The following is a 12,026-nucleotide window of genomic DNA, read 5'->3' as shown; positions in this document are numbered from 1 at the left end:
TGCCATGGCACATGCGCAAACGCATTCCGGACAACAACACCCCGTCAAGCTCTATCTCCTGGTCTGGGGGTTGCTCTTCGTCCTCAGCACCTTCTCGTACCTGGTCGACTATTTCGCCATCCAGGGCTATGCGCGGTGGTTCCTGATTTTGTTCTTCATGGTGCTGAAGGCAGGACTGATCGTCGCCGTCTTCATGCACATGGCCTGGGAGCGGCTGGCACTTGTCTATGCAATCCTGGTGCCGCCGGTTCTGGTGCTTGTCTTCGTCGCGATGATGGTCTCGGAATCGAACTATACGATCTTCACGCGGTTGACCTTCTCCAGTGTGGGCCTCTGACGCGACCACTTGTCGAACTTTAGAAGATTGAAGAACTGTTTGGCTCCGACATGTTCCCGTTAAATTCAACGGGTTGCTCAGCCATGTTGCTTGGCAAAAAACGTAGTTAATTTTTACAGTTAAGCAGCTTTTAACGTTTGCAATTCATTATCCATACAAAGCCTATCAGATTGGCAGGGGGTCCGCTCTGCCGATGCAACTGGATTTTGGAGTGGATCATGAAAAGAAGCTTGTCCGGCATCTTTGCTGCATTGCTTGTCACATCAAATGCTTTCGCCGCCGATCTCGCTCCTGTCGAGCCCGCGCCGGAAATGCCGCCGGAAGTCACGGTAACTGAATCGACCGGCTGGTATCTGCGCGGCGATGTCGGCTACGGCTTCACCGACATGCGCGGCGCCCGCTACTTCCAGGGAAGCAACGCCAATGAGGTCGACTTCGACAGCGCCGACCTGCGCGACTCCTGGACGGTCGGCGGCGGCGTTGGTTACCAGATCAACAATTACTTCCGCACCGACCTCACGCTCGACTACCTGACCAAGGCTGATTTCAGCGGCTCAACGACCGGCCTGTGCGGTGCCCCACTCGAGGCCTGCACGTCTCGCGACGTCTCGTCGCTCACGGCCTGGACGCTGATGGCGAACGCCTATGTCGACCTCGGCACTTACGGCGTCTTCACGCCTTATGTCGGCGGCGGTATCGGCGGTACCTATGTCAAATGGAAAAACCTTCGTAACGTCTCCTGCCAGGATGATGGCGGCGGTTGCGATGACGAAGTGATCCACGGCGGCCGCGGCAACTGGCGCTTCAGCTACGCGCTGATGGCCGGCGCCTCGATCGACGTCACTTGTAATGTCAAGGCGGATGTCGGCTATCGCTTCCTGCATGTCGACGGCGGCAGCACGTTCGGTTACGCGAGCAATGGTGGTCCTGGCCGGGACAAGGGCTTCAATGTTCATGAAGCCCGCGTCGGCGCCCGTTACCTCTTCGGCGGTTGCCGAGCAGGCAAGCTACGAGCCGCCGCCGGAAATTCCGCTGCAGCCGTCGGTCTACAAGTGATCCGGAGTCTCAGCTACTGATCGAAAGCCGCCCGTTGGGGCGGCTTTTTTCGTTATGGGTGCAGATCGAGTACGTTCAGAAGTTAACTTTCGAGGTGTGCCATTGTCTGCGCATCAGGTGCGCCGACGCGGGTCTTCAGGTCGAAAGCTGGGACTGCCGATATCTTATCGCACTTAGCATAGGACAGCCTTCTTCGGGCCGTTCTCCCCTTGTCGGCCCCGCATGGATGAAGCGGTCTTGATCGCGCCTGCGTCAAAAAATCCTCCGGATGCGACACTTCCACGTTGACTATAATGTGCGTCATCTATATCCACGGCGGCGGGACACTCCTCCCCAACGAGGAGCTATCTATCTGGAAGGATAGCACATGGCGAAGACCGCAAAGCCGGACGTACGTCCGCAAAATACTCATTTTTCTTCTGGCCCCTGCTCGAAGCGCCCCGGTTGGACGCTCGATGCCCTTTCTGACGCGGCTCTCGGCCGTTCGCACCGCGCGAAAGTCGGCAAGGCAAAGCTGAAGCAAGCCATCGATCTTACCCGCGAAGTTCTGGAAGTGCCGGCGGATTACCGCATCGGCATCGTTCCGGCTTCCGATACCGGCGCCGTTGAAATGGCGCTCTGGTCGCTGCTCGGTGAGCGCGGCGTCGACATGCTCGCCTGGGAAAGCTTTGGCGCCGGCTGGGTCACCGATGTCGTCAAGCAACTGAAGCTCAAGGACGTCCGCAAGCTCGAAGCCGGTTACGGCGCGCTGCCAGACCTTGCCTCCGTCGATTTCGACCGCGACGTGGTCTTCACCTGGAACGGTACCACCTCGGGCGTTCGCGTTCCGAACGGTGCTTTCATCCCGGCCGACCGCAAGGGACTGACGATCTGCGACGCGACGTCTGCCGCTTTTGCGCAGAACCTCGATTTCGCCAAGCTCGATGTCGTCACCTTTTCCTGGCAGAAGGTTCTCGGCGGCGAGGGCGCGCATGGCGTCATCATCCTTTCACCGCGCGCGGTTGAGCGCCTGCTGACCTATACGCCGGCCTGGCCGCTGCCGAAGATCTTCCGCATGACTTCCGGCGGCAAGCTCTCCGAAGGCATTTTTCAGGGCGAGACGATCAACACGCCTTCGATGCTCTGCGTCGAGGACTATCTCGATGCGCTTGTCTGGGCAAAGCAGCTCGGCGGCCTCAGGGCGCTGATGGCGCGTGCCGATGCGAATGCCAAGGTCATCGCCGATTTCGTTGCGGCCAACGACTGGATCGCCAACCTGGCGGTGAAGCCGGAGACCGCGTCGAACACGTCGGTCTGCCTGAAGATCGTCGACAAGGATGTTGCGGCACTCGACGCCGACGGCCAGGCGAATTTTGCCAAGGGCATCGTCTCGCTGCTCGAGAAGGAAGGTGTCGCCTACGACATCGGCCATTATCGCGACGCGCCCTCGGGCCTCCGTATCTGGGCAGGCGCCACGATCGAAACCGCCGACATGCAGAAGCTGATGCCCTGGCTCTCCTGGGCCTTCGAGACGCAGAAGGCGACGCTTTCCCAGGCTGCTGCCTGACGTGATCGCATCCGGCTCCGCTCACTGAGCGGAGCCCTCCGCATTCATTTATCATCGCTGAACACTTTTGAAGGAAGCCCCCAATGGCACCTCGCGTTCTCGTATCCGACGAATTGTCGGAAACCGCCGTCCAGATCTTCCGCGACCGCGGCGTCGAAGTCGATTTCCAGCCGCAACTCGGCAAGGACAAGGACAAGCTCGCCGAAATCATCGGCAACTATGACGGTCTTGCCATCCGCTCCGCCACAAAGGCGACGGAAAAGCTGATTGCAGCCGCGACCAACCTCAAGGTCATCGGGCGCGCCGGCATCGGTGTCGACAATGTCGATATCCCGGCTGCCTCGCGCCGCGGCATCATCGTCATGAACACGCCCTTCGGCAACTCCATCACGACCGCCGAACACGCAATCGCGCTGATGTTCGCCGTTGCCCGCCAGCTGCCGCAGGCTGATGCCTCGACGCAGGCCGGCAAGTGGGAGAAGTCGAAGTTCATGGGTGTCGAAATCACCGGCAAGACGCTTGGCGTCATCGGTGCCGGCAACATTGGATCGATCGTCTGTGCTCGCGCCATTGGTCTCAAGATGCACGTTCTCGCCTACGACCCGTTCCTGTCCAAGGAGCGCGCCGAGGAAATGGGCGTTGTCAAGGTCGAGCTCGATGAACTGCTTGCCAAGGCTGACTTCATCACGCTGCATGTGCCGATGACGGACAAGACGCGCGGCATCCTCAACAGGGAAGCACTGGCGAAGACGAAGCCGGGTGTGCGCATCATCAACTGCGCCCGCGGCGGTCTCGTCGATGAGGCTGCGCTTGCAGATGCGATCAAGTCCGGCCATGTCGCCGGTGCTGCCTTCGATGTCTTCGAGGTCGAGCCCGCCAAAGAAAGCCCGCTCTTCGGTCTGCCGAACGTCGTCTGCACGCCGCATCTCGGTGCGTCGACCACGGAAGCGCAGGAAAACGTCGCCCTGCAGGTTGCCGAGCAGATGGCGGACTACCTGTGTCAAGGGTGCCGTTTCCAACGCTATCAACATGCCGTCGATCACGGCTGAAGAAGCGCCGATCCTGAAGCCCTTCATCAGGCTCGCCGACGTTCTCGGCGCCTTCGTCGGCCAGGTCACCGAGGAGCCGATCAAGGAAATCGAGATCCTCTACGACGGCGCCACGGCAAACATGAATACCCGGGCGCTGACAAGCGCGCTGCTTGCCGGTCTGATCCGCACGCAGGTTGCCGACGTCAACATGGTTTCGGCCCCGATCATGATCAAGGAAAAGGGCATCGTGCTCTCCGAGGTCAAGCGCGACAAGACCGGCGTCTTCGACGGCTACATCAAGCTCACGGTGACGACCGAAAGCATGACGCGCTCGATCGCCGGTACCGTCTTCTCCGACGGCAAGCCGCGCTTCATCCAGATCAAGGGCATCAACCTCGATGCCGATGTCGGCAGCCACATGGTCTATATTGCCAACACCGACGTTCCCGGCATGATCGGCTTCATCGGCACGACGCTCGGGGAAGCCGGTGTGAACATCGCCAACTTCCAGCTCGGCCGCGACAAGCAGGGTGGCGATGCGATCGCTCTCCTCTACGTCGATGGTCCGATCGGCGACGACGTTCTCGCGAAGCTGACGGCGCACCGGGCAATCCGCCAGGCCAAGCCCTTGGTCTTCGCGGTCGATTAAGATTTCCTCCCAAGGAAGAACGCGAATGCCCGGCGCGGGGGACTGCGCCGGGCAAAACTTTCAATCAGATCGAAAAGTTGGCGCTGTTCGGAATCTGACCTTGTGGTGTCAGCTCATCGACGGCCTTCGGTAGGTCTTTTGAAAGGCGTTTCAGGATTTCATCCTCACTCAAGCCCGTCTTTGCAGAAAGTTCTTCGAGAACGTCCGGGCCGAGCGCTTGCGAGAGCTGCCGGTCGTCGATCGGCTTGTTCGCGCCGGGCGATACCCATGAATCGGCCGTATCGCCATAGCCGTTCTTGGTGAACTGATCGAGTAGGCCGCCAAGGCCGCCACTCAGGACACCGCCGGCGGAGCCGCCCTTGACGAGGTCACCAAGACCACCGCCTGCAAGGCCGCCGAGAAGTCCGCCCAAGCCTCCTCCAGAAGGTTGCGAGGGCACCGCGCCGGGCTCCGTGCCGGAAGTTTGCGGCTGTGCGCCGCCTTGCGTGAGTTCGCGGAGTGCTGCGGCGATTTTGTCGCGGTTCTGGTAGCCGGCGACGGCAAGTATGCCGAGCAGTGCCGTAAGATTTCTGCGATCCATGATATCCTCCCCATCGAGATTTGCCCGGGCGCGCATTCGACGAATACAGCCCGAATGCGGGAATGCGCGGACGGCAACATGGTTCCCGTGTCATCGAAAATTCATCACAAGCTATGGTTGGCTCGCTATCGCACCGGACGTAGCAGCCGCAGCGCATTGAGTGTCACCAGCACTGTTGCGCCCGTATCGGCGAGGATTGCGGGCCAGAGGCCGGTGAGGCCGATGACGGTCGTGACGAGGAAGACCGCCTTCAGGCCAAGCGCGATGGCGATGTTTTCGAAGATGTTACGCATCGTCCGCTTGGAAAGCTCGATCATCGCCGCCACGTCGCCGACGCGGCCGTGCAAGACTGCCGCATCCGCGGTCTCTAGCGCTACGTCCGTGCCGCCTCCCATGGCGATGCCGACATCTGCAGCCGCCAGGGCAGGGGCGTCGTTGATGCCGTCGCCGACTTTGGCGACAATGAAGCCTTCGCGCTTCAGTTCGCCGACAATACGCTGCTTGTCTCCGGGCATGAGTTCGGCCCGGACATCGATACCAAGCTGTTCACCGATCGCCTTTGCTGTGCGCTCGTTGTCGCCAGTCAGCATGACGATCCGGACCCCGGCATCTGTCAGCATCTTGAGGCCGGCTTTTGCGTCCCCGCGCGGCTCGTCGCGCATGGCGATGAAACCGGCGGCTTTGCCGTCGACGAGGAGAACCGATACGCTTTTGCCCTGTTCGTTCAATGCAGCGATGCGCTCGTCCTGTTCGGTCGTCAGGGCGCCCGTCGCGCGGGCGGCAGACGGCGAGAAAAGATCGAGCCTTTCACCGCCGACGCGGCCGGTCATGCCCTTGCCGGGAATGGCTTCCACCTCAAAGGCCGGCGGTACGGGCACCTTGTCACTCTTTGCGCGATCGAGGATCGCCAGTGCGAGAGGGTGGCTGGAGTTTCTTTCCAGGACGGCCGTGCGCGAAAGCACTTGAGCCCCCGTCAATTCGAAAGGCACGATGTCGGTCACCCTCGGCTTACCTTCGGTCAGCGTACCGGTTTTGTCGAGCGCGACGGCGGTGACCTTGCCGAGCGTTTCCAGCACGGCACCACCCTTCATCAGCAATCCGCGCCGCGCGCCTGCCGACAGCGAAGCGGCGATTGCAGCGGGCGTCGAGATCACCAGAGCGCAGGGGCAGCCGATCAGCAGGATCGCAAGTCCCTTGTAGATCCATTCATCCCAGGCGCCATCAAAAAGGAGCGTCGGGATGATCGCGACCAATGCAGCGGCCGCGACGACGCCTGGCGTATAATAGCGCGAGAAGCGGTCGATGAAACGCTCGGTGGGCGCTTTCAATTCCTGCGCTTCCTCGACGAGTTTGATGACGCGGGCGATCGTGTTGTCGGCACTTGCCGCAGTTACCTTGATACGGAGCGCGGCATCACCGTTCACCGTTCCGGCAAAGACCGTGTCATCGCTACGTTTGCGCACCGGAACGCTTTCCCCCGTCACAGGCGCCTCGTCGATCGCGCTTTCGCCCGAGACGATGACGCCGTCAGCGGAAATCCGGTCACCTGGGCGGACGAGGATGGTGGAGCCAACAGCGAGCGTTTCCGCCGGCACTTCGCGCGTTTGGCCGTTTTCCTCCAGCAAGGCGTTCTTCGGCACGAGCGCCGTCAGCGATTGAATGCTCGCCCGAGCACGTCCGGCGGCAACCCCTTCCAGCAACTCGCCGACCAGAAAGAGGAAGACGACGGCTGCGGCCTCCTCTCCGGCGTCGATGATAACCGCGCCGATGGCCGCGATCGTCATCAGCATCTCGATCGAAAACGGGGTTCCGGAAAGTGCCGCCGTGATCGCGCGGCGGGCGATCGGTACAAGACCGATCAGCACGGCGGCAACAAAGGCGTAGGAGGCGATCGCCGGCATGAGGTGCCCGGCAGCATAAGCCGCGGCAAGAGCCGCACCGGCTGCGATCGTCAGCCGCCCTTTCCTGCTTTGCCACCAGAGGCCACCCATCTGCCCATGGTCGTGGCCGTGCAGCCCTGTGATGTCCTTTTCAGAATGCGTATGTCCATGGTGATCATGATCGGTATGACCATGATCATGGCCTTGCGCAGCGTGATCGTGATGCGGCGCCTTCGCCGGCATCGGCACGACCGAATAGCCGAGACCGGTCACCTTCTTCTCGATCGCTTTCAGATTACTGGTACCGTCATGGCTGATGGTCATCGTGCCGGCGGTCACGGAAACGGAAACGTCCTCGACGCCGGCAATGCGGCGGACTGCCGTGTCTATCTTCGCCGCGCAGGATGCGCAGTCCATGCCGCCAACTTTGTATTTCGCCCGAGCCGCTTCAGCCATTTCGGATTTCCTTGTTCTTCAGCAGCATTCTTCCTACATGCTCTAGCGACTAGAGGTGCAAGAGGAAAATCATGAAAACGATCACGATCGGCGATGCAGCCCGCCAGAGCGGGGTGAAGGTTCCGACGATCCGCTACTATGAGAGCATCGGGCTGCTGGCGGCGCCCAGCCGCAGCGAGGGCAACCAGCGCTCCTATGAACCTGCCGATATCCGCCGCCTTGCCTTCATCCGCCATGCCCGCGAACTCGGCTTCGAGGTCGGTTCCATCCGAACCTTGCTGGCGCTGCAGGATGATCCCGATCAATCCTGCGCTTCAGCCGATGCGATCGCCAAAGCGCGGCTCATCGAGGTCGAACAGCGGATCCGCAGCCTCATGGCATTGAAAGCCGAGCTGGAGATCATGGTCGAAGGCTGCGGCCACGGCCGTGTGGATCAGTGCCGGGTCATCGAAGTCCTTGCCGATCACGGCCAGTGCATGCACCCGCAGCACTGAACTTAAACGGCGCTGATCGTTTCTCATGGGATCGCGATGATCAAGGTCCATACCAATCGCCCTCACTACTGGAATGGCAAGAACGTGGAGAAGGAGTGCTGAAGCCGTAAACCGCCTCAGCCCTTCGGGAGGTCGCCGAAGGCAGTCCTTGCAAGCAACTCGGTGACCTCACCATCGCTGGTCTGATTGAAATCGTCATAGTGAAGGCTGACCGCCTGGAGGTCTTCAGGCGCGGATAGACAGAAGACTTCGTCGACTTGCGCCCTCAGTTCCTCGATTACCATCCGCGGCGCAACCGGGACCGCAAGCGTGATATGGGCCGCACCCGCCTGGCGGAGCGCCTTCAATCCAGCCTTTACTGATGCGCCGGTGGCAATGCCGTCGTCGACGAGAATGACGCTCCGGTTCGCAAGATCAGTCGGTGGGCGATCACCGAGATAAACCTTTCGGCGCCTCTCTATCTCTTCGAGCTGGCGGGCTGCCTCTTTCTCGAAATAATCGAGGGACGCGCCGCAATAGGCAAGGACGTCTTCGTTCATCACACGTTGTGGATTTTTGCCGTCGACAACAGCGCCGATGGCATATTCCGGATAGCCAGGCGCGCCGATCTTGCGGACGAGGAGGATATCGAGCGGCGCGTGCAGGCAGCGCGCGAGTTCGAATGCCACCGGCACGCCGCCGCGCGGCAGACCGAGCACGACTGGGTCATCGCTTCGTGCGCCAATGGCCTCGGCGAGCCTTCTGCCCGCGTCGGCACGATCGTGAAAGCGGAGAGCGCTCTGCATCGTCACAATCCGAACGGATAGGTTTCGGGCACACCTTGCGGGCGCACGGCAGCAAGCGGATTCACGGCTTTCGTTTCTTCGAACCAAAGGTAGCAGTCGAACTGTTCCGGAAGCACCGCTTCGAAATAGTGGCTGTAGAATTCGCTTTCCGGCCGGTAGACAACGCCGATGGCGCGTTCAAGTCGTCGTTCCGACAATATCTCGCGCACTGCCCGATCTGCGGGTTCCGCGCAGGTCGGTCACCGATCTCGGTATCGCGGTCTGCCGGAAAACACGCTCGTAAGAGTCCGGACGCGAAGGAATGACGCTCTTGACTTTTACCGGCTGATCCCAGTCGTCGGCGGCCGCCACAGTACCGCGGTCCGTCCCGAAGCCCACGAGAAGGGCCTCCTCGCCATAGGCGATCCGGGCAAGCTCGCCGATATTGAACTGGCCGTCCCAGCCCATGGCAGTGGCAGCCGCATTGCCGATGTGCGAATTGTGGGCCCACACGACAGCCTTTGCATCTGACCGATACTCCATCAGCTTCTGGAGCGTTTCGAACATGTGCTTGTCGCGCAGGTTCCAGGAATCGTTGCCGCTCCGGTACATCGCCCGATAATAGTGTTCGGCGGTTGCGACGATACGCGCATTTTGAGCTGCATCGAGAAAGTCCTCGCCGTCAGCGGCGGCATAATCGAGCTCGCGGGCGAGCAGTTCCTGCAACTGTGCGACGACGGCCGGTTCGCATTCCTCCTGAACGCCGGAAAGGATGGCATGGGCATAGCCCGCGGGCCGCTCCTGCCATGGCGTCAGGCAGGCATAGCGGCGGCGGGCTACTATTGCCTCGTCGGGATCGATATGCTGGAGGTAATCGAGCACGGCTTTGAGCGAGCTATTCAGTGAGTAGATATCCAAGCCGCGGAATTCGACGCGCCGGCTTGGCGCGAGGCTCTGATTGTAGCTGCGCAGCCATGAGACGAACTGCTCGAACTCGGCGTTCCGCCACATCCAATCGGGAAAACGTATGAACGACTCTGCGTCGTAGGTTCGCACGTTCCGGTGGCGCACATGCCGGTCGATCCTTTCGGCGTCGGGCCAATCGGCTTCCACGGCGATAATGTTGAAACCGTGATTTTCGATAAGATTTCGGGTGATTGCCGCGCGCGCCTGGTAGAACTCGGCAGTGCCGTGCGACGCCTCGCCGAGGAGGACGACCTTCGAGCTGTCGATATATGGATCGAAGAGGACGCCGAATTCGATCATATGAGCGGGATCAGGCAGCAGTTCGCATGCATGGCGAATTGCATGCGCGATGCCGTCCGCCTGGTTCGGTTTAAGTTCCAGGAGAGTCATATGAGCCTCCTTTTCGAAATGTGATCGGTTATTTGTGCGTTGTTCGTAAGGGCGGTTCGACGCCTTCGTTGGCTCCGTATCGTCTCACTAGAAACAAATTGCCGCAGGGATTGTTCCTGCGGCATCAAACGGTTTCCAATTGCCTAATCAAGAATTCTTCCGCCTAAAGTTCAGGCGATCTATGATGCTGATTTTATTTATTTTTCTTCTATAACCAGCCGATGTTTCCAGCTATCTTCGCGCCTTCGCCTTCGCCGAGATCAAGCTCGATCGCAGCTTTCGTGGCCGGTATCAAAGCAACGCCGGCAGTCTCGCCATCATCCGCGCAGTCGGCATCGGTCCGGGCTTCAATGCGCGACGCCTGCCGAAGGTGTCGAAACAAAAGAGTAGCTCAAGAGGCTCAGGTAGCAGGTTTCGGGGAAATCCAGAGCTCTCTGCTCGGCAAGACCATGCCACGGGCGCAAGGCGAAGAATTGATATACGGGCACGCCCTTAAAGCGGCCCATCGCCGTCAACGGCTCAGATCTCGCCTCGAAAGGCTCCGCGGCCTTGCTGCGCTGCAAGCGGTCGCATGAATTTTTGCCCTTTTCCATATTGCAATGCACCCTAAGTGCCGGCTCATGTCCGACCTTTTGAACGATATCCGCGGCCAAGGCATCTGGCTGCCTGATTGGGTGGCAAGCATTGGCACCTTCGCTATCGTGGTGGCGTTCTCGCTTTTCTTCCATCGCGTGGCTTTCCGGCTTCTGACACGCCTCGTCGCCTCACACGATCTCTTCTGGCGGTCGCTTGTCTCCCGGCTCGAGGGCATGGCGCGGCTGGCAATCCTAGCTGCTGCGCTGGGCTTTGCCGCCACGATTTCACCGCTCACGGAATATCAGGCCTCGACGCTGCGCCACGTGCTGCTGATCGCCTTCATCATCCTCGTTGCCTGGATGGCGAAGACCGCCAAGCATATCTGGATGACGGTCTATTTGCGGCGCTTCAAGCTGGACGCCGAGGATAATCTCTTCGCGCGCAAGCACGTCACGCAGTCGCGGATCATCGAGCGGATCGCAGACATGATCATCGTCGTCGTGACGATTGCCGCCTGCATGATGACTTTCGACGCTGTCAAGCAATATGGCGTGAGCCTGCTCGCATCCGCCGGCGTCGCCGGCATCGTCGTCGGCCTGGCTTTGCAGCCGGTCCTGAAAAATCTCTTCGCCGGCATTCAGCTTGCGATCACGCAGCCGATCCGCATCGACGATGCGCTTCTGGTCGAGGGCGAATGGGGCAATGTCGAGGAGATCACCTCGACTTACGTCGTCGTGAAAATATGGGACTGGCGCCGCCTCGTCCTGCCGCTCAGCTATTTTATCGAGAACCCATTCCAGAACTGGACGCGCGAGAGCGCATCGCTGATCGGCACGGTCATGATCTATCTCGACTACAGCGTGCCGGTTTCGGCGATCCGCGCCAAGGCGGAGGAGATACTGGCTGGCTCCAAGCTCTGGGATCGGAGGGTGGCCAACGTCGCCGTCACCGATTTCAGGGAGAGCGTCATGGAAATCCGCATCCTCGCCTCAGCCTCGAACTCCGGGCGAACCTTCGATCTGCGCTGCGAAATCCGCGAAAAGCTGATCGATTTCATTCAACGCGAATATCCGCAGGCCTTGCCGCAGCTCAGAGCGATGCTGGAGGGCCGGGAGGAGAGAGGGCGCAAGGCGGCAGCGGAATAGTGCGGCATGGCTGCAAATCCCCGCCTCTTGCGCGACGCCGCAATCCTTTCTATATCCACGGCCACGAAAGCCCGGCGGACCAGCCTGCCGGAAGAGCAGGAAATCCGCCGCATTTGCAGGGCAAACGGCGGGGCGAAACAAGCACTGAACTGGCAG

Annotated in this window: 8 protein-coding genes and 3 pseudogenes; 6 read left to right on the top strand and 5 right to left on the bottom strand. The window is 60.4% G+C overall.

All coding sequences use genetic code 11. The features are described 5' to 3' along the window. Positions 1-4 precede the first annotated feature (4 nt). The 4 genes and pseudogenes from ACW4PC_RS10375 to serA all read left to right on the top strand — a co-directional run bounded on the left by ACW4PC_RS10375 (position 5) and on the right by serA (position 4,619). Complete coding sequence (locus ACW4PC_RS10375; RefSeq protein ID WP_039846010.1) at positions 5-337, top strand: cytochrome C oxidase subunit IV family protein; 333 nt, start codon at positions 5-7, stop codon at positions 335-337. Positions 338-555: 218 nt separating this feature from the next. Further along, positions 556-1,393, top strand: a pseudogene (locus tag ACW4PC_RS10370) (outer membrane protein). Between the two features lie 367 nt (positions 1,394-1,760). Continuing rightward, positions 1,761-2,939, top strand: coding sequence for a phosphoserine transaminase (locus ACW4PC_RS10365; protein WP_455873755.1), 1,179 nt, complete (start codon positions 1,761-1,763; stop codon positions 2,937-2,939). Between the two features lie 83 nt (positions 2,940-3,022). After that, positions 3,023-4,619 (top strand): annotated as a pseudogene (gene serA, locus ACW4PC_RS10360) (phosphoglycerate dehydrogenase). 64 nt (positions 4,620-4,683) lie between these two features. Here the strand turns inward: serA and ACW4PC_RS10355 are convergent. Continuing rightward, on the bottom strand, positions 4,684-5,199 hold the full coding sequence (locus ACW4PC_RS10355) for a YidB family protein (RefSeq protein ID WP_455873754.1): 516 nt from the start codon (positions 5,197-5,199) through the stop codon (positions 4,684-4,686). Positions 5,200-5,324: 125 nt separating this feature from the next. Further along, positions 5,325-7,535: a heavy metal translocating P-type ATPase gene (locus ACW4PC_RS10350; RefSeq protein ID WP_455873753.1), complete on the bottom strand. Its 2,211-nt coding sequence runs from the start codon at positions 7,533-7,535 to the stop codon at positions 5,325-5,327. Between the two features lie 71 nt (positions 7,536-7,606). On the opposite strand from ACW4PC_RS10350, the gene ACW4PC_RS10345 reads away from it, so the two are divergent. Beyond that, a complete protein-coding gene (locus ACW4PC_RS10345) occupies positions 7,607-8,029 on the top strand; it encodes a MerR family transcriptional regulator (protein WP_455873752.1) in 423 nt (140 codons plus the stop codon). A 116-nt stretch (positions 8,030-8,145) separates the two neighbouring features. Here the strand turns inward: ACW4PC_RS10345 and ACW4PC_RS10340 are convergent, their stop codons facing one another. The 3 genes and pseudogenes from ACW4PC_RS10340 to ACW4PC_RS10330 form a co-directional block, all read right to left on the bottom strand. After that, positions 8,146-8,814 (bottom strand): phosphoribosyltransferase, encoded by a 669-nt coding sequence (locus tag ACW4PC_RS10340; protein WP_455873751.1) that lies wholly within the window; start codon positions 8,812-8,814, stop codon positions 8,146-8,148. A 2-nt stretch (positions 8,815-8,816) separates the two neighbouring features. Further along, positions 8,817-10,059: pseudogene (locus ACW4PC_RS10335) on the bottom strand (erythromycin esterase family protein). A 437-nt stretch (positions 10,060-10,496) separates the two neighbouring features. Beyond that, the gene (locus ACW4PC_RS10330; RefSeq protein WP_455873750.1) at positions 10,497-10,742 is read right to left on the bottom strand and encodes a hypothetical protein; all 246 of its coding nucleotides are present in this window, start codon (positions 10,740-10,742) and stop codon (positions 10,497-10,499) included. Between the two features lie 27 nt (positions 10,743-10,769). Between ACW4PC_RS10330 and ACW4PC_RS10325 the strand changes: the two genes are divergently transcribed. Further along, the gene (locus ACW4PC_RS10325) at positions 10,770-11,870 is read left to right on the top strand and encodes a mechanosensitive ion channel family protein (protein ID WP_455873749.1); all 1,101 of its coding nucleotides are present in this window, start codon (positions 10,770-10,772) and stop codon (positions 11,868-11,870) included. Positions 11,871-12,026: the final 156 nt, after the last annotated feature.

The sequence above is a fragment of the Rhizobium yanglingense genome, assembly GCF_977109285.1.
Note: the sequence above shows the minus strand (reverse complement) of the source record. Positions and strands in the feature narration are given on the sequence as shown.

Excerpts from the sequence above, each read along its gene's own strand:
- ACW4PC_RS10350 (WP_455873753.1), bottom strand. The coding sequence starts at position 7,535 with ATGGCTGAAGCGGCTCGGGCGAAATACAAAGTTGGCGGCATGGACTGC.
- ACW4PC_RS10365 (WP_455873755.1), top strand. The coding sequence starts at position 1,761 with ATGGCGAAGACCGCAAAGCCGGACGTACGTCCGCAAAATACTCATTTT.
- ACW4PC_RS10340 (WP_455873751.1), bottom strand. The coding sequence starts at position 8,814 with ATGCAGAGCGCTCTCCGCTTTCACGATCGTGCCGACGCGGGCAGAAGG.
- ACW4PC_RS10355 (WP_455873754.1), bottom strand. The coding sequence starts at position 5,199 with ATGGATCGCAGAAATCTTACGGCACTGCTCGGCATACTTGCCGTCGCC.
- ACW4PC_RS10330 (WP_455873750.1), bottom strand. The coding sequence starts at position 10,742 with ATGGAAAAGGGCAAAAATTCATGCGACCGCTTGCAGCGCAGCAAGGCC.
- ACW4PC_RS10375 (WP_039846010.1), top strand. The coding sequence starts at position 5 with ATGGCACATGCGCAAACGCATTCCGGACAACAACACCCCGTCAAGCTC.
- ACW4PC_RS10325 (WP_455873749.1), top strand. The coding sequence starts at position 10,770 with ATGTCCGACCTTTTGAACGATATCCGCGGCCAAGGCATCTGGCTGCCT.
- ACW4PC_RS10345 (WP_455873752.1), top strand. The coding sequence starts at position 7,607 with ATGAAAACGATCACGATCGGCGATGCAGCCCGCCAGAGCGGGGTGAAG.